Origin of the sequence: Streptomyces sp. Da 82-17 (genome assembly GCF_046098215.1) — a bacterium.
Lineage (GTDB): Bacteria > Actinomycetota > Actinomycetes > Streptomycetales > Streptomycetaceae > Streptomyces.
Genome location: NZ_JBJURH010000002.1, coordinates 330562 through 349579, shown reverse-complemented (window position 1 = coordinate 349579; position 19018 = coordinate 330562). Strand labels below are relative to the sequence as shown.

Annotated in this window: 17 protein-coding genes; 16 read left to right on the top strand and 1 reads right to left on the bottom strand. The window is 70.2% G+C overall.

Annotated features, from left to right (window positions below; translation table 11 throughout):
• Window positions 1–231: 231 nt before the first annotated feature.
• Complete coding sequence (locus tag ACIDOF_RS04525) at window positions 232–786, bottom strand: beta-class carbonic anhydrase (protein WP_409004318.1); 555 nt, start codon at window positions 784–786, stop codon at window positions 232–234.
• A gap of 416 nt (window positions 787–1202) precedes the next feature.
• On the opposite strand from ACIDOF_RS04525, the gene rsmH reads away from it, so the two are divergent.
• The 16 genes from rsmH to ACIDOF_RS04445 all read left to right on the top strand — a co-directional run bounded on the left by rsmH (window position 1203) and on the right by ACIDOF_RS04445 (window position 18925).
• Window positions 1203–2159: a 16S rRNA (cytosine(1402)-N(4))-methyltransferase RsmH gene (gene rsmH, locus ACIDOF_RS04520; RefSeq protein WP_409004317.1), complete on the top strand. Its 957-nt coding sequence runs from the start codon at window positions 1203–1205 to the stop codon at window positions 2157–2159.
• A 25-nt stretch (window positions 2160–2184) separates the two neighbouring features.
• Window positions 2185–2775, top strand: coding sequence for a hypothetical protein (locus ACIDOF_RS04515; protein ID WP_409004316.1), 591 nt, complete (start codon window positions 2185–2187; stop codon window positions 2773–2775).
• Window positions 2776–2779: 4 nt separating this feature from the next.
• Window positions 2780–4738, top strand: a complete 1959-nt coding sequence (locus ACIDOF_RS04510) for a peptidoglycan D,D-transpeptidase FtsI family protein (RefSeq protein ID WP_409004314.1) — start codon at window positions 2780–2782, stop codon at window positions 4736–4738.
• A gap of 52 nt (window positions 4739–4790) precedes the next feature.
• On the top strand, window positions 4791–6485 hold the full coding sequence (locus tag ACIDOF_RS04505; RefSeq protein WP_409004313.1) for a UDP-N-acetylmuramoyl-L-alanyl-D-glutamate--2,6-diaminopimelate ligase: 1695 nt from the start codon (window positions 4791–4793) through the stop codon (window positions 6483–6485).
• 4 nt (window positions 6486–6489) lie between these two features.
• Complete coding sequence (murF, locus tag ACIDOF_RS04500) at window positions 6490–7893, top strand: UDP-N-acetylmuramoyl-tripeptide--D-alanyl-D-alanine ligase (RefSeq protein ID WP_409004312.1); 1404 nt, start codon at window positions 6490–6492, stop codon at window positions 7891–7893.
• Complete coding sequence (gene mraY / locus ACIDOF_RS04495) at window positions 7890–8960, top strand: phospho-N-acetylmuramoyl-pentapeptide-transferase (protein ID WP_409004311.1); 1071 nt, start codon at window positions 7890–7892, stop codon at window positions 8958–8960. Before murF ends, mraY begins: the two co-directional genes overlap by 4 nt.
• The gene (gene murD / locus ACIDOF_RS04490; RefSeq protein ID WP_409004310.1) at window positions 8942–10387 is read left to right on the top strand and encodes a UDP-N-acetylmuramoyl-L-alanine--D-glutamate ligase; all 1446 of its coding nucleotides are present in this window, start codon (window positions 8942–8944) and stop codon (window positions 10385–10387) included. The genes mraY and murD overlap by 19 nt, the downstream gene beginning before the upstream one ends.
• Before the next feature lie 61 nt (window positions 10388–10448).
• Complete coding sequence (gene ftsW / locus ACIDOF_RS04485; RefSeq protein WP_409004309.1) at window positions 10449–11798, top strand: putative lipid II flippase FtsW; 1350 nt, start codon at window positions 10449–10451, stop codon at window positions 11796–11798.
• Between the two features lie 6 nt (window positions 11799–11804).
• Window positions 11805–12899, top strand: coding sequence for an undecaprenyldiphospho-muramoylpentapeptide beta-N-acetylglucosaminyltransferase (murG, locus tag ACIDOF_RS04480; protein ID WP_409004308.1), 1095 nt, complete (start codon window positions 11805–11807; stop codon window positions 12897–12899).
• A 14-nt stretch (window positions 12900–12913) separates the two neighbouring features.
• Window positions 12914–13714, top strand: a complete 801-nt coding sequence (locus ACIDOF_RS04475) for a cell division protein FtsQ/DivIB (protein WP_409004307.1) — start codon at window positions 12914–12916, stop codon at window positions 13712–13714.
• A gap of 277 nt (window positions 13715–13991) precedes the next feature.
• The gene (gene ftsZ, locus ACIDOF_RS04470; protein ID WP_409004306.1) at window positions 13992–15221 is read left to right on the top strand and encodes a cell division protein FtsZ; all 1230 of its coding nucleotides are present in this window, start codon (window positions 13992–13994) and stop codon (window positions 15219–15221) included.
• A 31-nt stretch (window positions 15222–15252) separates the two neighbouring features.
• Window positions 15253–15963: a peptidoglycan editing factor PgeF gene (gene pgeF, locus ACIDOF_RS04465; RefSeq protein WP_409004495.1), complete on the top strand. Its 711-nt coding sequence runs from the start codon at window positions 15253–15255 to the stop codon at window positions 15961–15963.
• Between the two features lie 6 nt (window positions 15964–15969).
• Window positions 15970–16689, top strand: coding sequence for a YggS family pyridoxal phosphate-dependent enzyme (locus ACIDOF_RS04460; RefSeq protein ID WP_409004305.1), 720 nt, complete (start codon window positions 15970–15972; stop codon window positions 16687–16689).
• 124 nt (window positions 16690–16813) lie between these two features.
• Window positions 16814–17437: a cell division protein SepF gene (locus ACIDOF_RS04455; RefSeq protein WP_409004304.1), complete on the top strand. Its 624-nt coding sequence runs from the start codon at window positions 16814–16816 to the stop codon at window positions 17435–17437.
• Between the two features lie 53 nt (window positions 17438–17490).
• Complete coding sequence (locus ACIDOF_RS04450; RefSeq protein ID WP_161698509.1) at window positions 17491–17775, top strand: YggT family protein; 285 nt, start codon at window positions 17491–17493, stop codon at window positions 17773–17775.
• 55 nt (window positions 17776–17830) lie between these two features.
• Complete coding sequence (locus tag ACIDOF_RS04445) at window positions 17831–18925, top strand: DivIVA domain-containing protein (RefSeq protein ID WP_409004303.1); 1095 nt, start codon at window positions 17831–17833, stop codon at window positions 18923–18925.
• Window positions 18926–19018: the final 93 nt, after the last annotated feature.

The window sequence follows — 19018 nt, the reverse complement described above, 5'->3', positions numbered from 1 at the left end:
GCGAAGGTGTCCGCGGGATGCCACACCCGCATTCTTGTTGCCGTTACCGGGTCGTGTCACTCGGCTGTGGATAACTGGCGGCGATATGTCGGGGCTTGGGGCCTTTTGAGAGTTGAGGGAGGCCGATTTCGCCCGGAAGGCATCGCTCCGCCGGGCTCGAAACAGCGCCCGGCGAAGCCACGGCCGAGGCGGCGGAACGACGCCGTCCACAGGCCGGACGGGACCGGCCCGTCACGCCGGGTCGATCTCCCGCAGCAGACCCGTCTGCACGTCGAAGACGAAGCCGCGCACGTCCTCGCGGTGCAGCAGGAACGGCGAGGTGCGCACCCGCTGCATGGACTGGCGGACGTCCTGGTCCACGTCCCGGAAGGCCTCCACGGCCCACGGCGGACGCTGACCCACCTCGTCCTCCAGCTCGTGCCGGAAGTCCTCGGTCAGGTTGAGCAGACCGCAGCCGGTGTGGTGGATCAGGACCACGCTGCGGGTGCCGAGCGCGCGCTGGCTGATGGTCAGCGAGCGGATCACGTCGTCGGTCACCACACCGCCCGCGTTGCGGATGGTGTGGCAGTCGCCCAGCTCGAGCCCGAGGGCGTCGTGCAGGTCGAGACGGGCGTCCATGCACGCGACGACGGCCACCTTGAGCACCGGCCGGGCGTCCATGCCGGGGTCGGTGAAAGCGGCGGCGTACTGCTGGTTCGCCTCGACGAGGCGGTCGGTGACCGTGCCTCCGGCAGGAGTGTCCGATATCCGGCCGGCGGGGTCCGCGGGAACTGAGGCAGTCGACATGCGTACGACGTTAGTCCGCACAGGTCACGACGGCCCGCTGTGAGAGAGGACAAAGAACGTCGACGGGGCTTGTTGTGAGCTAACCCACAGAGCCTCCCCGGGCCGCGCCCGTACGGGTGAAAAGGCGCCCGCAAGGCTGTCGTACGACGCGCACAGCGCGCGCGTGGCCGGAGATTGACCGCGGTACAGCGTGGACTAAAGTGACGCGAAGCGGGAGGGGAAAACCCTCCCTCCTTGACTGGTTTCCCGGAGATTCCTTCCGAATTTCCCCGCGTGCGCGGCGCGCACGTACGGCTCGGCCTCCTCCCGCTCCCGGTCGGCTGACGCCCCTTCCCCGGCGCCAGGCGGGCCGTTCCCCTTCGAGCGGGCGGGGACCCGGCAGTGCGTGCGGCCGTCGCTCTACTTGAGAGGGTGTTTTGAGCGAGAGCCGACACGTCCCGGTGATGCTCCAGCGATGCCTGGACCTGTTGGCCCCGGCGCTGACCCAGCCCGGAGCCGTGGTCGTCGACTGCACGCTCGGCCTCGGCGGGCACAGCGAGGCCCTGCTGCGCGCCTTCCCCGAGGCCCGGCTCGTCGCGCTCGACCGGGACAAGGAGGCGCTGCGCCTCTCCGGCGAGCGGCTCGCCCCGTACGGCGACCGGGCCACCCTGGTGCACGCCGTCTACGACGAACTCCCCGAGGTCCTCGACCGCCTGGGCATCCCGAGCGTGCAGGGGATCCTCTTCGACCTCGGCGTCTCCTCCATGCAACTGGACGAGGCGGACCGGGGGTTCGCGTACGCGCAGGACGCCCCGCTCGACATGCGCATGGACCAGACGACCGGCATGAGCGCCGCCGAGGTCCTCAACACCTACCCGGCCGGCGAACTCGTCCGCATCCTGCGGTCGTACGGCGAGGAGAAGCAGGCCAAGCGGATCGTCTCGGCGATCGTGCGCGAGCGCGAGAAGGAGCCGTTCAGCAACAGCGCGCGGCTCGTCGAGCTCATCCGGGACGCGCTGCCGCAGGCCGCCAAGCGCACCGGCGGCAACCCAGCGAAGCGCACGTTCCAGGCGCTGCGGATCGAGGTCAACGGCGAACTCTCCGTACTGGAAAGGGCGATCCCCGCGGCCGTGAAGGCGCTCGCGCTCGGTGGCCGGATCGCGGTCCTCTCGTACCACTCGCTCGAGGACCGGCTCGTCAAGCAGGTGTTCGCGGCCGGCGCGGCCAACACGGCGCCGCCCGGGCTGCCGGTCGTGCCCGAGCGCTACCAGCCGCGGCTGAAACTCCTCACGCGCGGCGCCGAACTTCCCACGGAGGAAGAGGTGGCCGAGAACCGCAGGGCAGCGCCCGCGCGACTGCGCGGGGCGCAGCGCATCCGGGAGGACATCGCGTGAGGCCGGGCAGCGGGGAGGGCTTCGCATGAGCAGGAAACCGCCGGTCAGGGGGAGGGCCGCGCGCCTCGCGCGGCTGCTGCCCGCCGGGCCCGCCTCCGCGGCCCGTACGCCCTTCGTGCTCCTCGTCGTCGTGCTGCTCGGCGGTGGCCTGATCGTGCTGCTGCTGCTCAACTCCTCGCTCAACCAGGGGTCGTTCCGGCTCAGCAAGCTGAAGAAGGAGACCACCGAGCTCACCGACCGGCAGCAGGAACTGCAGCGCGAGGTCGACGGCTACTCCGCGCCCGGCACCCTGGAGCGGCGCGCCCGCGAGCTCGGCATGGTCCCCGGCGGCAACCCCGCCTTCCTCGACCCGAACGGGAAGATCCGCGGCACCACGGACCCGGCCACCGCCGAACCCCTCCCCGCGCCCAAGCCGTCGCGGCCCGCCAACTCCTCGCCCGCGCCGTCGAGTTCGCCCTCCGGTTCGCCCTCCGCGCCGGCCTCGGGCAAGCCCGGCGACCCCGCCTCGGCCAAGCCCTCCGGGGCGTCCGGCGCTCCCGGTGCGCGTTCCGCCCCGGCTTCCGGAACGCCGCAGGACCCGAGCCCGGCGCCCACCCCCTCGACCACCGCGAGGTGACGCCGTGACCGACAGGCAGCCCCCACGACGTCGGGTCCCCGGACCGGCCAGGCCCGGCCGCCCCGGCAGCACGCCACGCCGCCCCGCACCCGGCGCCCGCCCGGCAGCGCGCCGGCCGCGGCCCGCCCAGGCCCGGCCCGGCACCATCCGCCTCGGCAGCCCGCGGCCCCGCCTCCGGCTGATCAGCGTGGGCCTGGCGCTCGTGATGATCGCGTTCGTCGTACGGCTGCTGCAGGTGCAGGCCGTCGACGCGAGCGCGTACGCGGCCAAGGCCGAGAAGAACCGCTATTTCAGCCACACCCTGACCGCCGAGCGCGGCGGCATCACCGACCGCAACGGCGCCGAACTCGCGATCAGCGTGGACGCGTACGACATCACGGCCGACCCGTCGATGTTCACGCCCGAGGCGACGAAGGTGCCGGACGCGCCCGAGCAGGCGGCCACGCTGCTCGCGCCGATCGTCGGCGCGGACGCCGCCGACCTCGCCGCCAAGCTGAAGAAGCCCGACAGCCGCTACGCCCTGCTCGCCCGCCGCCAGACGCCCGAGGTGTGGAAGCAGATCAAGGACCTCAAGAACGCCTTCCAGGAGAAGGCGGACAAGGCCGGCAAGGGCAGTGTCCTCGCCGGTGTCTTCCAGGAGCCGAGCAGCAAGCGCCTCTACCCGAACGGCGACCTCGCCGCCGGCATGCTGGGCTGGGTCAACGCCGAGGGCAAGGGCGGCGGCGGCATCGAGGCCCAGCTGAACGACGAACTCGCGGGCAAGGACGGCAAGATCACGTACGCGCAGTCCGGCGGGCGGCGCGTGCCCACCGCCGGCGGGCAGGAGAACCCGGCGACGCCCGGCTCCGACGTCGAGCTGACCATCGACCGCGACATCCAGTACCTCGCCCAGAAGACCATCGCCGAGCAGGTCGAGAAGTCCAAGGCCGACCGCGGCTACGTCGTCGTCCAGGACACGAAGACCGGTGAACTGCTCGCCCTGGCCAACGCGCCCGGCTTCGACCCGGCCAACCTCGCCGAGGCCGACCCGAAGGCTCTCGGCAACGCCGCCCTGCACGACGCGTACGAGCCGGGCTCCACCACCAAGCTGGTCTCGATGGCCGCGGTGCTGGAGGAGAAGGCGGCCACGCCCGGCACCCACGTCACCGTGCCCAACCGACTGCACCGCGGCGACCGGCTGTTCAAGGACGACGTGGACCACCCGACCTGGTACCTGACGCTCAGCGGCGTGCTCGCCAAGTCCAGCAACATCGGCACGATCCTCGCCACGCAACAGCTCGGCAGGACCCAGCCGGAGGCCAACAAGGTCCTCTACTCGTACCTCCGCAAGTTCGGCATCGGACGGCCGACCGGGCTCGGATTCCCCGGGGAGACCGCGGGCATCCTGGCCAAGCCGGAGGACTGGTCGACCTCGCAGCAGTACACGGTCCCCTTCGGCCAGGGCTTCTCGCTCAACGCCGTCCAGGCCACCTCGGTGTACTCGACGGTGGCCAACGGAGGCGTGCGCGTCGAGCCCACGCTGATCCGCGGATCGAAGGGCCCCGATGGCCGATTCACGCCGTCGCCCGAGCCGAAGAAGAAGCGGGTCGTGAGCGAGAAGACCGCCCGCACGCTGTCCGAGATGCTGCAGTCCGTCGTGGACGACGACGAGGGCACCGGCACCAAGGCGCAGATCGACGGATACCGCGTGGCGGGCAAGACGGGCACGGCCAACCGCGTCGACCCGGAGACCGGCCGGTACAAGGGGTACACGTCGTCGTTCGCCGGATTCGCGCCCGCCGACAAGCCGCGGATCGCGGTCTACTGCGCGGTCCAGAACCCCACCAAGGGCAACTACTTCGGTGGCCAGATCTGTGCGCCGATCTACAAGAAGGTCATGGAGTTCGCGCTCAAGACCCTCCAGGTGCCGCCCTCCGGCGCCAAGGCGCCCGGCCTCCCGGTCACGTTCGACCCGAAGGACTGACCGGTCACGTTCGATCCGAAAGACTGATCCGCACCAGTGAACAGGTAAGCCCGTGACAACCATCACCCCGGACTCCGGGAACCAGAACCCCCGCCCCGCGCACGAGGACAGCCCATTTCGCGCCCCGCAGGGTGCGCCGGGTACGCTCACCGCCGTGCCACACGCTGATCAGTCCCAAACCACCCAGAAGGACGTTCCCGTGACCTATCCGGGACCGCCGCGGCCGGAGCGAGTCTCCGCGAGCACCCTCGCGGACCTCGCCGAGCAGCTGGGTGTCGATGTCCCCGGGACGGCCGCGGAGATCACGGGCATCACGCACGACTCCCGTGCCGTGCGCCCCGGTGACGTCTACGCCGCCCTCCCCGGCGCCCGAGTCCACGGCGCCGACTTCGCCGCGCAGGCCGCCGACCTCGGCGCCGCCGCGATCCTCACCGACCTGGCCGGGATGGACCGCGCCGCGTCGACCGGGCTGCCGCTGCTGATCGTCGGCGACCCGCGCGGCCGCATGGGCGAGCTGGCCGCCACCATCTACGGGCGGCCGGGCGGCGACCTGCTGCAGATCGGCATCACCGGCACGTCGGGCAAGACCACCACCGCGTACCTCGTCGAGGGCGGGCTCAAGGCCGCCGGGCACAACACCGGGCTGATCGGCACCGTCGAGATGCGCGTCGGCGACGAGCGCATCAAGTCGGAGCGCACCACCCCCGAAGCCACCGATCTGCAGGCGCTGTTCGCGGTGATGCGGGAGCGCGGCGTCGACTCGGTCGCCATGGAGGTCTCCAGCCACGCGCTCGTGCTCGGCCGGGTCGACGGCTGCGTCTTCGACGTCGCCGTCTTCAACAACCTGAGCCCGGAGCACATGGAGTTCCACTCCGACATGGAGGACTACTTCCAGGCCAAGGCGCAGCTCTTCACGCCGAAGCGCTCCCGGCTCGGCGTCGTCAACTTCGACGACGAGTACGGCCGCAGGCTCGTCACCGAGGCCACCGTCCCGGTGATCACGTTCTCCGCCGAGGGCCACCCGGACGCCGAGTGGCGTGCCGAGGACGTCGAAGTCGGCCCGATGGACTCGACGTTCACGGTCGTCGGCCCCAAGGGCGAGCGGATCGAGGCGAAGTCGCCGCTGGCCGGCCCGTTCAACGTGGCCAACACGCTCGCCGCGATCGTCGCCCTCGCCGCCTCCGGCATCGACCCGCAGAAGGCCGCCGACGGCGTCGCCGCCGTCCCCGGCGTCCCGGGCCGCCTGGAGCGCGTCGACGCCGGCCAGCCCTATCTCGCCGTCGTGGACTACGCGCACAAGACCGACGCCGTCGAGTCCGTGCTCCGCGCCCTGCGCAAGGTCACCGAGGGCAAGCTGCACATCGTCCTCGGCTGCGGCGGCGACCGCGACCAGACCAAGCGCATGCCGATGGGCGCGGCGGCCGCCCGGCTCGCCGACACCGCCGTCCTCACCTCGGACAACCCCCGCTCCGAGGACCCCCTCTCGATCCTCGCCACCATGCTCGCCGGCGCCGCCGAGGTGCCGGTCCACGAGCGCGGCGACGTCCAGGTCTTCGAGGACCGGGCCGCCGCCATCGCCTCGGCCGTGCACCGCGCCCGCCCCGGGGACACCGTCCTCGTCGCCGGCAAGGGCCACGAGCAGGGCCAGGACATCAACGGAGTGGTACGCCCCTTCGACGACCGTGACGTGCTGCGCGCCGCCATCGAGCACAGCCGCCGCAACGCCACTCAGAACACCCAGGGATGAAGCAGTGATCGCCCTCTCCCTCGCCGAGATCGCCTCCATCGTCGGCGGGCAGCCGTACGACATACCGGACGGCGAACGTCAGGTCACCGGATCCGTGGTGATCGACTCCCGCAAGGTCGAGCCCGGCGGCCTCTTCGCCGCCTTCGTCGGTGAAAAGGTCGACGGCCACGACTACGCGGAGCGCGCCATCGAGTCGGGGGCGGCCGCCGTGCTCGCCACCCGGCCCGTCGGCGTGCCCGCCATCGTGGTCGACGACGTCGAGAAGGCGCTCGGCGCCCTCGCGCGCGCCGTCGTCGCCCGGCTCGGCACCACCCTCGTCGCCCTCACCGGCTCCGCCGGGAAGACCTCCACCAAGGACCTGATCGCGCAGCTGCTGCAGCGCAAGGCCCCCACGGTGTGGACGCCCGGCTCCCTCAACAACGAGATCGGCCTGCCGATCACCGCGCTCACCGCCACCGAGGAGACCAGGCACCTGGTCCTCGAAATGGGCGCCCGCGGGATCGGCCACATCCGGTACCTCACCGGCCTCACCCCGCCGAGCATCGGCGTCGTGCTCAACGTCGGCTCCGCCCACATCGGCGAGTTCGGCGGCCGTGAGCAGATCGCCCAGGCCAAGGGCGAGTTGGTCGAGGCCCTCCCCTCCGGGGCGGAGGGCGGCACCGCGATCCTCAACGCCGACGACCCGCTCGTACGCGCGATGGCCGCGCGGACGCAGGCCGACGTGCTGCTCTTCGGCGAGTCCGAAGAAGCCGACGTACGCGCCGAGAATGTCCGGCTCACCGAGCAGGGACAGCCGTCCTTCACGCTGCACACACCCTCCGGGTGCAGTGACGTGACCTTGCGCCTGTACGGTGAGCACCACGTGTCGAACGCGCTTGCCGCGGCCGCCGTCGCCCACCGACTCGGGATGTCAGCCGAGGAGATCGCGGTCGCGCTCTCCGAAGCGGGCAACCTGTCCCGCTGGCGGATGGAGGTCACCGAGCGCCCGGACGGCGTGACAGTCGTCAACGACGCCTACAACGCGAACCCCGAGTCCATGCGGGCGGCGCTCCGCGCGCTCGTCGCCATGGGCAAGGGGCGCCGCACGTGGGCGGTGCTCGGGCAGATGGCCGAGCTGGGGGACGAGGCGCTGGCCGAGCACGACGCGGTCGGGCGTCTGGCCGTCCGGCTCAATGTGAGCAAGCTCGTCGCGGTCGGGGGCAGGGAAGCGTCCTGGCTGCAGCTGGGCGCATACAACGAGGGTTCGTGGGGTGAGGAGTCGGTGCACGTGTCCGACGCACAGGCGGCGGTCGACCTGCTGCGCAGCGAGCTGCGCCCGGGAGACGTCGTGCTCGTGAAGGCCTCCAGGTCGGTGGGCCTGGAAAAGGTCGCGTTCGCGCTCATCGAGGGTGAGGTCGCCGGTCGATGAGGCAGATCCTCTTCGCAGGTGTGATCGGGCTCTTCCTGACCCTGATCGGCACCCCGCTGCTGATCAAGCTTCTGGCCAAGAAGGGCTACGGCCAGTACATCCGGGACGACGGCCCGCGCGAGCACGCCAGCAAGCGCGGTACGCCGACCATGGGTGGCATCGCCTTCATCCTGGCGACGATCCTCGCGTACTTCGGCGCCAAGCTGATCACGGGTGCGCCGACGACGTTCTCCGGGCTGCTCGTGCTCTTCCTGATGGCGGGCATGGGCCTCGTCGGCTTCCTCGACGACTACATCAAGATCATCAAGCGGCGCTCGCTCGGCCTGCGGGCCAAGGCCAAGATGGCCGGCCAGCTGATCGTCGGCGTCACCTTCGCGGTGCTCGCGCTGCAGTTCGCGGACAACCGCGGCAACACCCCGGCCTCCACCAAGCTGTCGTTCGTCACGGACTTCGGCTGGTCGATCGGGCCGGTGCTCTTCGTGGTCTGGGCGCTCTTCATGATCCTGGCCATGTCGAACGGCGTGAACCTCACGGACGGCCTCGACGGCCTCGCCACCGGCGCCTCCGTGATGGTCTTCGGCGCGTACACGTTCATCGGCGTCTGGCAGTTCCAGGAGTCCTGCGCCAACGCGCAGACCCTCACCAACCCCGCGGCCTGTTTCGAGGTCCGCGACCCGCTGGACCTCGCGATCGTGGCCTCCGCGCTGATGGGCGCCTGCTTCGGCTTCCTGTGGTGGAACACCTCGCCCGCCAAGATCTTCATGGGTGACACCGGCTCGCTCGCCCTCGGCGGCGCGCTCGCCGGCCTCGCGATCTGCTCCCGTACGGAACTGCTGCTCGCGCTCCTCGGCGGTCTGTTCGTCCTCATCACGATGTCCGTGGTGATCCAGGTCGGCTCGTTCCGCCTCACCGGAAAGCGCGTCTTCCGGATGGCACCCTTGCAGCACCACTTCGAACTCAAGGGGTGGTCCGAGGTCCTTGTGGTGGTCCGCTTCTGGATCATCCAGGGCATGTGCGTCATCGTCGGCCTCGGCATCTTCTACGCGGGATGGGCAGCGGACAAGTGACCGACTGGCAGGGCAAGCACGTCACCGTCGCCGGACTCGGCGTCTCCGGAATCCCGGCGGCCAAGGTCCTGCACGGCCTCGGCGCGATCGTCACCGTCGTCAACGACGGCGCCGACGAGCGTTCCCGTACGCAGGCCGCCGAGCTGGAGGCGCAGGGCATCACCGTCCGGCTCGGTGACGGCGACACCCTGCCGCCCGGCACCGAACTGGTCGTCACGACCCCCGGCTGGAAGCCCGACAAGCCGCTGTTCGCCGCGGCCGCCGAGGCGGGCGTCGAGGTGTGGGGCGACGTCGAGCTGGCCTGGCGGCTTCGCGGGCCCGACGCCGCCCCGTGGCTCGCGGTCACCGGCACCAACGGCAAGACCACGACCGTGCGGATGCTCGCCTCGATCCTGGAGGCGGCGGGCCTGAGGACCGCCGCCGTCGGGAACATCGGCGTCTCCCTCCTGGACGCGGTCCTCGGCGAGGAGAAGTACGACGTCCTCGCCGTCGAGCTGTCCAGCTACCAGCTGCACTGGTCGCCCTCCGTCCGCGCCCACTCGGCCGCGGTCCTCAACCTGGCCCCGGACCACCTGGACTGGCACGGCTCCATGGAGGCGTACGCCGCGGACAAGGGCCGGATCTACGAGGGCAACCAGGTCGCCTGCGTCTACAACGTGGCCGACAAGGCGACCGAGGACCTGGTCCGCGAGGCCGACGTCGAGGAGGGCTGCCGCGCGATCGGCTTCACCCTCGGCAGCCCGCGGCCCTCCGAACTCGGCGTCGTGGACGGCATCCTGGTCGACCGTGCCTTCGTCGAGAACCGGCAGAAGAGCGCCCAGGAGCTGGCCGAGGTCGCGGACGTCGACCCGCCCGCCCCGCACAACGTCGCCAACGCCCTCGCGGCCGCGGCACTGGCCCGCGCCTTCGGCGTCGAACCGGCCGCCGTGCGCGACGGGTTGCGCAACTTCCGCCCCGACGCCCACCGCATCCAACGCGTCGCGGACGTCGCGGGAGTGGCGTACGTGGACGACTCCAAGGCCACCAACCCCCATGCCGCGCAAGCCTCGTTGGCGGCGTACGAGTCGATCGTCTGGATCGCGGGCGGGCTCGCAAAGGGCGCCTCGTTCGACGAGCTGGTCGCCTCCTCCGCGAAGCGGCTGCGCGGCGCCGTGCTCATCGGCAAGGAGCGGCACCTGGTCCGCGAAGCCCTGGCACGACACGCCCCGGAAGTCCCGGTGGTGGACCTCGACCGGACCGACACTGGGGCGATGTCCGCGGCCGTCGAGGAGGCGGCACGGCTCGCCGGTCCCGGTGACACCGTCCTGTTGGCCCCGGCCTGCGCCTCGATGGACATGTTCGTCAACTACAACAAGCGTGGCGAGGCGTTCGCGGACGCCGTGCACGCACTCGCCGGGCAGCACGGCGACGACACCGAGAGCGCCTGAGCCGGCCCGGCCCGCCCGCCGCACGCCGGCGGCGCGGGCACGACTGGAGGGGACAGCGACGATGCCGGCCGACGCAAGGGCCGCGCGCGACGTACGGCGCGCGGCCGTTCCGCTGAGCAGCAACCGAGGCTCCGCCTCACCCCGGCCCCCCGGCGACCGGCCGTTGCGCCGCCTCGTCGACCGCGCCCGCAGAGCCTGGGACCGCCCGCTCACCGCGTACTACGTGATCCTCGGCAGCAGCCTGCTGATCACCGTGCTCGGACTGGTGATGGTCTACAGCGCGTCCATGATCCAGGCGCTGCAACTCAACCTGCCCGCCTCGTACTTCTTCGGCAAGCAGTTCGTCGCGGCGGTGCTCGGGTCGATCCTGCTGCTCGTCGCGATGCGGATGCCGGTCAAGCTGCACCGGGCGTTCGCGTACCCGATGCTGGCCGGGTCGGTCTTCCTGATGGTGCTGGTCCAGGTGCCCGGGATAGGGCATTCGGTGAACGGCAACCAGAACTGGATCTATCTGGGCGGCCCGTTCCAGCTCCAGCCGAGCGAGTTCGGCAAGTTGGCGCTCGTGCTGTGGGGCGCGGACCTGCTCGCGCGCAAGCAGGACAAGCGGCTCCTCACGCAGTGGAAGCACATGCTGGTGCCGCTGGTCCCCGTCGCGTTCATGCTGCTCGGCTTGATCATGCTCGGCGGCGACATGGGCACCGCGATCATTCTCACGGCGATCCTCTTCGGTCTGCTCTGGCTCGCGGGCGCCCCCACGCGGCTCTTCGCGGGCGTGCTGTCGGTCGCCGTCGTGCTCGGCTTCATCCTGATCCGTACGAGCCCCAACCGCATGGCCCGCCTGGAATGCCTCGGTGCCACCGATCCGGGGCCCAGTGACCAGTGCTGGCAGGCCGTGCACGGGATCTATGCGCTTGCCTCCGGCGGATTCTTCGGTTCCGGTCTCGGAGCCAGTGTGGAAAAATGGGGTCAACTCCCAGAACCGCACACCGACTTCATCTTCGCCATCACCGGGGAGGAACTGGGTCTGGCAGGGACGCTGTCGGTGCTCGCTCTGTTCGCGGCTCTAGGCTATGCGGGTATCCGCGTGGCCGGACGCACGGAGGACCCCTTCGTGAGGTATGCCGCGGGAGGCGTGACCACCTGGATCACGGCCCAGGCCGTGGTCAACATCGGTGCGGTGCTCGGCCTGTTGCCGATCGCCGGAGTCCCGCTCCCGCTGTTCTCCTACGGAGGATCCGCCCTGCTGCCGACGATGTTCGCCGTCGGACTCCTCATCGCCTTCGCGCGCGAGGATCCCGCGGCACGAGCAGCGCTTGCCATGCGGTCGTCCGCCTCGGGCAAGAAGCGGGCTGCGGTGAGATGGAACACGATGAGACGGCGCGCCAGGTCGCGACCGTCCGGAGAGCGGTGAATTTCGGTGCATGTCGTACTCGCCGGTGGGGGGACCGCCGGCCACATCGAGCCCGCGCTCGCCCTCGCGGACGCCCTGCGCAGGCAGGACCCCACCGTGGGCATCACGGCCCTGGGCACGGAGAAGGGCCTGGAGACCCGACTGGTCCCCGAGCGTGGCTACGAACTCGCGCTGATCCCCGCCGTACCGCTGCCCCGTAAGCCCACCCCCGAGCTGATCACGGTCCCGGGCCGGCTCCGCGGCACGATCAAGGCCGCCGAGCAGGTCCTGGAGCGCACGAAGGCTGACGTCGTGGTCGGCTTCGGCGGGTACGTGGCGCTGCCCGGCTACCTCGCGGCGAAGCGCCTCGGCGTGCCGATCGTGGTGCACGAGGCCAACGCCCGGCCCGGCCTCGCCAACAAGATCGGTTCGCGGTACGCCTCCCAGGTCGCCGTCTCGTCCCCGGACAGCAAGCTGCGGGACGCCCGGTACATCGGCATTCCGCTGCGCCGCACCATCGCCACCCTCGACCGTGCGCAGATGCGGCCCGAGGCCCGCGCCGCGTTCGGCCTCGACCCGAACCTGCCGACGCTGCTGGTCTCCGGCGGCTCGCAGGGCGCCCGCCGCCTCAACGAGGTCGTGCAGCAGGTCGTTCCGCATCTGCAGCGCTCCGGCATCCAGGTCCTGCACGCGGTCGGCCCGAAGAACGAACTGCCGCACGTGGACAACATGCCGGGTATGCCGCCGTACGTCCCGGTACCGTACGTGGACCGGATGGATCTCGCGTACGCCGCGGCCGACATGATGCTCTGCCGCGCGGGCGCGATGACCGTCGCCGAACTCTCCGCCGTCGGACTCCCGGCCGCGTACGTCCCGCTGCCCATCGGCAACGGCGAACAGCGGCTCAACGCCCAGCCGGTGGTCAAGGCCGGCGGCGGTGTCCTGGTCGACGACGCCGAACTGACCCCGGAATGGGTCCAGCAGAACGTGCTGCCGGTCCTCGCCGACCCTCACCGGCTGTACGAGATGTCCCGCGCCGCCGCCGAGTTCGGCCGCCGGGACGCCGACGAACTCCTCGTCGGCATGGTCTACGAGGCGATTGCGGCACGCCACCGGGCGTGAGAAGGCAGGGGAGCGTGGCCGGACCCACCACCGCCGAACGAGGCGAACGCAACCAGGGGGAAGCACCGGCCCGCCCACCCCGACCGACGGGCGGCGGCCGCCGACTTCGGCTGCCGCCGACCCGCACGCTCGTGATCGCGGGCGTCGTCGCCGTACTGCTCACGGCCGGAGTCGTCTGGCTGCTGTACGGCTCGCAGTGGTTGCGCGTGGAGCGCGTGAAGACCTCCGGCACCGAGGTGTTGACCTCCCAGGAGGTACGCGCGGCAGCGGAGGTTCCCGTCGGCGCACCGCTGATTTCCGTCGACACAGCGGCGATTGAGGATCGGCTCCGGAAGAAATTGCGCCGTATCGACACCGTCGACGTGGTCCGTTCCTGGCCGCACGGAATCGGTCTCAAGGTGACCGAACGCAAGCCGGTGCTCCTCATCGCCAAGAGCGGAAAGTTCGTCGAAGTCGACGCAAAGGGCGTGCCGTTCGCGTCCGTTGACCGCGCGCCGAAGGGCGTTCCGCTTCTCGAATTGGACGCCGCGTCGTCCCCGAGCCTCAAACGCTTCGGTACGGAACGGCTGTTGCGGGCCGCCGTGCGTGTGGCCGGAGACCTGCCCGATTCGGTCGCAAAAACGGCAAGAACCGTTCAAGTGCGTTCATATGACTCCATCTCAGTCGAGTTGCGGGGCCAACGCACCGTCGACTGGGGCAGCGTGGAGAACGGCGACGCGAAGTCCGCTTCGCTGGCCGCGTTGCTGAAAGCCGAACCCGACGCCCGGCACTACGACGTGAGTGCCCCCACCGCCCCTGCTGTGTCAGGGAGTTGACGCCCAAGTGCGCTGGCCAGCACCCTGGTTGGTCAGCGCAACGGCTGATCACATAGGGTGAAAAGAAAAACGGGAGGTTCGGCGTGTTCGTTGAACGTGCGCCACTTGTCGACTTAGTGTCCTGTTTCGAAGACTCCAGGGAACAGACACACTGGTAACCCTAAACTTCAGCGTTAGGGTTCGGGTCGGCGTTCGGACCGTCCCAATTCGGCATCAGTCGTCGCACCGCACGCACGGCGTTGCGGCGACACGTAACTCGAGGCGAGAGGCCTTCGACGTGGCAGCACCGCAGAACTACCTCGCAGTCATCAAAGTCATCGGTGTCGGCGGCGGTGGTGTCAATGCCATCAACCGGATGATCGAGGTCGGTCTCAAGGGCGTCGAGTTCATCGCCATCAACACCGACGCGCAAGCCCTGTTGATGAGCGACGCGGACGTCAAGCTCGACGTCGGCCGTGAACTCACCCGCGGACTCGGCGCCGGAGCGAATCCGGCAGTCGGACGCAAGGCGGCCGAAGACCACCGCGAGGAGATCGAGGAGGTCCTCAAGGGGGCCGACATGGTCTTCGTCACCGCCGGTGAAGGTGGCGGCACCGGCACCGGCGGCGCGCCCGTCGTGGCCAACATCGCACGCTCGCTCGGCGCACTCACCATCGGTGTGGTGACGCGCCCGTTCACCTTCGAGGGTCGCCGTCGCGCCAATCAGGCGGAGGACGGCATCGCGGAACTCCGCGAGGAAGTCGACACCCTCATCGTGATCCCCAACGACCGTCTGCTGTCCATCTCGGACCGCCAGGTGAGCGTGCTCGACGCGTTCAAGTCGGCGGACCAGGTGCTGCTTTCCGGTGTGCAGGGCATCACGGACCTCATCACCACGCCCGGCCTGATCAACCTCGACTTCGCGGACGTCAAGTCCGTGATGTCCGAGGCCGGTTCGGCCCTCATGGGCATCGGCTCGGCGCGCGGGGACGACCGCGCGGTGGCCGCCGCGGAGATGGCGATCTCCTCGCCGCTCCTGGAGGCGTCCATCGACGGCGCCCGCGGTGTGCTGCTCTCCATCTCCGGTGGCTCCGACCTCGGTCTCTTCGAGATCAACGAGGCGGCGCAGCTGGTCAGCGAGGCCGCCCACCCCGAGGCGAACATCATCTTCGGCGCGGTCATCGACGACGCGCTCGGCGACGAGGTGCGCGTCACCGTCATCGCCGCCGGCTTCGACGGCGGCCAGCCGCCGAACAAGCGGGAGAACGTGGTCGGTTCGAACTCGGCGAGCAAGCGCGAGGAGCCGGCCCCGGTGCGCAGCACCAGCACCGAGTCCCGCCCGGCGTTCGGCTCGCTCGGCAGCGTGACCCCGCGCGAGGAGCCGGCCCCGGTCGCCGAGCCCGCTCCCGAGCCGGCCCCGGTCAACGAGATCGCGACCGCGCCGGTCAGCCCGCCGCAGGTCCCGCCGGCCCGTCCGTACCAGGACAGCCCGGCCGAGGAGCTCGACGTGCCGGACTTCCTGAAGTGACCGACGTCAAGTGATAACTGCGCACAACACCGTGGACGGCGCGCACTTCGCCTTCACCGACAGGTGGGGCGGGGTGAGCGCCGTTCCGTACGAGGAGCTCAACCTCGGCGGGGCGGTCGGCGACGCCCCCGAGGCGGTCCGCGCCAACCGTGAACTCGCCGCCAAGGCGCTGGGTGTCGAGCCCGGCGCCGTGGTGTGGATGAACCAGGTGCACGGACGGGACGTCGCCGTCGTCGACGGACCGTGGCGTGATCAATCCGACATTCCTTGCGTCGACGCAGTGGTGACGGCCCGGCGGGGCATCCCGCTCGCCGTTCTCACCGCCGACTGCACGCCGGTGCTGCTCGCCGACCCGATCGCCGGAGTCGTCGGCGCGGCGCACGCCGGCCGGCCCGGACTCGTCGCCGGAGTCGTGCCCGCCGTGGTCGAGGCCATGACGGAACTCGGCGCCGAGGCCTCCCGGATCATCGCCCGCACCGGGCCCGCGGTCTGCGGCCGTTGCTACGAAGTACCGGAGCAGATGCGGGCCGACGTCGCCGCGGTCGAGAGCGCCGCCCACTCGGAGACGAGTTGGGGGACACCGGCGGTCGACGTGACCGCGGGAGTGCACGCTCAACTCGAGCGGCTCGGCGTGACGAACCGGGAGCAGTCGCCGGTCTGCACACTGGAATCCGAAGACCACTTCTCGTACCGCCGCGAGCGCACCACCGGTCGGCTCGCGGCCTATGTCTGGCTGGACTGATAGGGCATGACGGACCGTAAGGCGGAAATCGCCGCGAATCTGGCGAAGGTGGAGGAGCGCATCGCCGCGGCATGCGCGGCCGCCGGGCGTGCGCGGGACGAAGTGACCCTGATCGTGGTCACGAAGACCTACCCCGCGAGCGACGTGCGGATCCTCGCCGACCTCGGAGTGCGCCATGTCGCGGAGAACCGCGACCAGGACGCGGCGCCGAAGGCCGCCGAGTGCGCGGACCTGCCGCTGACTTGGCACTTTGTCGGTCAGCTGCAGACCAATAAGGTTCGTTCTGTTGTCAGTTATGCCGATCTGGTGCAGTCCGTGGATCGTCCCAAGCTCGTCACAGCTCTCTCCGCCGCGGCGGTGAAGGCGGAGCGCGAACTCGGCTGTCTGATCCAGGTCGCGCTCGACGCCGAAGAGGGCGGCCGGGGCGACCGGGGAGGCGTAGCACCTGATGGAATCGAGGAGTTGGCCGGACTTGTGGCGGAAGCTCCGGGGCTGCGGCTCGACGGTCTGATGACCGTCGCACCGCTCACCGGACCGTACGCGGGACGGCAACAGGCGGCGTTCCAGCGGCTGGTGGAATTCTCAACCCTCCTGCGCGCGGCCCATCCGGCTGCGAACATGGTGTCGGCAGGGATGAGTGCGGACCTCGAGGAGGCCGTTGCGGCCGGAGCGACACATGTGCGCGTCGGCAGTGCGGTACTCGGAGTCCGACCCAGGCTCCGGTAACGTCGCCAAGCAAGTCGGACCACAGCAGAAAATATGGTCATTCCCGCAGATCAGCGGGGGTGCCGAGTGGATCGCGAGCACCTGGTGGCACAGCGGATCCACCACAGAGCGGAGGACTCAGAGCATGGCCGGCGCGATGCGCAAGATGGCGGTCTACCTCGGCCTCGTGGAGGACGACGGATACGACGGCCGGGGGTTCGACCCCGATGACGAGTTCGAGCCCGAACTGGATCCGGAGCCCGAGCGGGACCGCCGGCGGCACGAGCCTGCACATGAACTGCCGCAGGACGAACCGGCGCGAAAGGCACAGACGCCTGCGCCGCGCGAACCGATGCCGGCGGCCACTCCGGTACCGGCTGAAATCGGACGTCCGGCACGAATCGCCCCCGTGGCATCTATCACACCTGAACGTCAGAGCCTGGAGAAGAACGCACCGGTGATCATGCCCAAGGTTGTCTCCGAGCGGGAGCCCTACCGCATCACGACTTTGCACCCTCGGACCTACAACGAGGCCCGTACCATCGGGGAACACTTCCGTGAGGGCACTCCGGTGATCATGAATCTGACGGAGATGGACGACACCGACGCGAAGCGACTTGTCGACTTTGCCGCCGGTCTGGTCTTCGGACTGCACGGCAGCATTGAGCGGGTAACGCAGAAAGTGTTCCTGTTGTCGCCTGCTAACGTCGATGTCACGGCGGAGGACAAGGCCCGCATCGCAGAGGGCGGGTTCTTCAACCAGAGCTGAGACGCAAGACCGGTTACGAGAAGTTCGAGACAGGGGAGAGGGAAGCGCGAACAATGAGCGTTGTCTGGGATGTGCTCTACATCGCGCTGATGTGTTTCCTGATCGTGCTGATCTTCCGGTTGGTCATGGACTACGTCTTCCAGTTCGCCCGCTCATGGCAACCCGGCAAGGCGATGGTGGTCGTTCTGGAGGCCACCTACACTGTCACTGATCCACCGCTCAAGCTTCTGCGGCGGTTCATCCCGCCGCTGCGTCTCGGGGGCGTGGCGCTCGACCTGTCCTTCTTCGTGCTGATGATCATCGTCTACATCCTGATCTCCGTCGTGAGCCGGCTGTGAGCGCGATGTCAACTACGTTCTTGCCGAATGCCGACGACTACGTTGAGGTGAAGAGATGCCGTTGACCCCCGAGGACGTGCGGAACAAGCAGTTCACGACCGTCCGCCTCCGAGAAGGCTATGACGAGGACGAGGTCGATGCCTTCCTCGACGAGGTCGAGGCCGAACTGACGCGACTGCTCCGCGAGAACGAGGACCTGCGCGCGAAGCTCGCCGCAGCGACCCGTGCCGCCGCGCAGAACCAGCAGCAGGGCGGCATGCGCAAGCCCGAGCCGCAGGACCAGCAGCAGCAACAGCGCGGTCCCGGCGCCCCGGTGCCCGCCGCAATATCGGGTCCGCAGCCGGTGCCGCCGCAGCAGCAACAGCACCTGGGTCCGCCCCAGCTGCCCGGTGGAGCGCCGCAGCTGCCCGCAGGTCCGAACGCCGGCCACGGTGGTCCGCAGGGCCCCGGTCCCATGCAGGGCGGCCCGATGGGCGGTCCCATGGGCGGTCACGGTCCGCAGCTGCCGCAGGGTGGCGGCGGCGGTCAGGGCGGTCCCGGTGGCGACAGCGCCGCCCGCGTCCTCTCGCTCGCGCAGCAGACCGCCGACCAGGCGATCGCGGAGGCCCGTTCCGAGGCCAACAAGATCGTCGGCGAGGCCCGTTCGCGCGCCGAGGGTCTCGAGCGTGACGCCCGTGCCAAGGCCGACGCCCTGGAGCGGGACGCGCAGGAGAAGCACCGCGTCGCGATGGGCTCCCTGGAGTCCGCCCGCGCCACGCTGGAGCGCAAGGTCGAGGACCTGCGCGGCTTCGAGCGCGAGTACCGCACGCGTCTGAAGTCGTACCTCGAGTCCCAGCTGCGTCAGCTGGAGACCCAGGCCGACGACTCGCTGGCCCCGCCGCGGACGCCGGCGACGGCTTCGCTGCCGCCGTCCCCCTCGATGGCTTCCGCCGGTGCGCCCTCCATGGGCGGCGGCAACCACACCATGGGCGGCAACCAGTCGATGGGCGGCCACGGAGGCACCTCCGGTGGCAACTCGTACGGCGGCCAGCAGCAGATGTCGCCCGCGATGACGCAGCCGATGGCGCCGGTGCGGCCGCAGGGTCCGCAGCCGATGCAGCAGGCTCCGTCCCCGATGCGCGGCTTCCTCATCGACGAGGACGACAACTGACGGCTGAGCGCGCGCAGCGCGCGTAGAGCGTCGGCAGCGCTAAAGGGCCTGGCCCCGGGAATTCTCCCGGGGCCAGGCCCTTTTGCCGTGCGT

Coding starts and splice junctions, on each gene's coding strand:
- ACIDOF_RS04445 (WP_409004303.1), top strand. CDS start 17,831: ATGCCGTTGACCCCCGAGGACGTGCGGAACAAGCAGTTCACGACCGTC.
- ftsW (WP_409004309.1), top strand. CDS start 10,449: ATGCCGGCCGACGCAAGGGCCGCGCGCGACGTACGGCGCGCGGCCGTT.
- ACIDOF_RS04450 (WP_161698509.1), top strand. CDS start 17,491: ATGAGCGTTGTCTGGGATGTGCTCTACATCGCGCTGATGTGTTTCCTG.
- ACIDOF_RS04515 (WP_409004316.1), top strand. CDS start 2,185: ATGAGCAGGAAACCGCCGGTCAGGGGGAGGGCCGCGCGCCTCGCGCGG.
- murD (WP_409004310.1), top strand. CDS start 8,942: ATGGGCAGCGGACAAGTGACCGACTGGCAGGGCAAGCACGTCACCGTC.
- ACIDOF_RS04455 (WP_409004304.1), top strand. CDS start 16,814: ATGGCCGGCGCGATGCGCAAGATGGCGGTCTACCTCGGCCTCGTGGAG.
- ACIDOF_RS04525 (WP_409004318.1), bottom strand. CDS start 786: ATGTCGACTGCCTCAGTTCCCGCGGACCCCGCCGGCCGGATATCGGAC.
- mraY (WP_409004311.1), top strand. CDS start 7,890: ATGAGGCAGATCCTCTTCGCAGGTGTGATCGGGCTCTTCCTGACCCTG.
- ACIDOF_RS04460 (WP_409004305.1), top strand. CDS start 15,970: ATGACGGACCGTAAGGCGGAAATCGCCGCGAATCTGGCGAAGGTGGAG.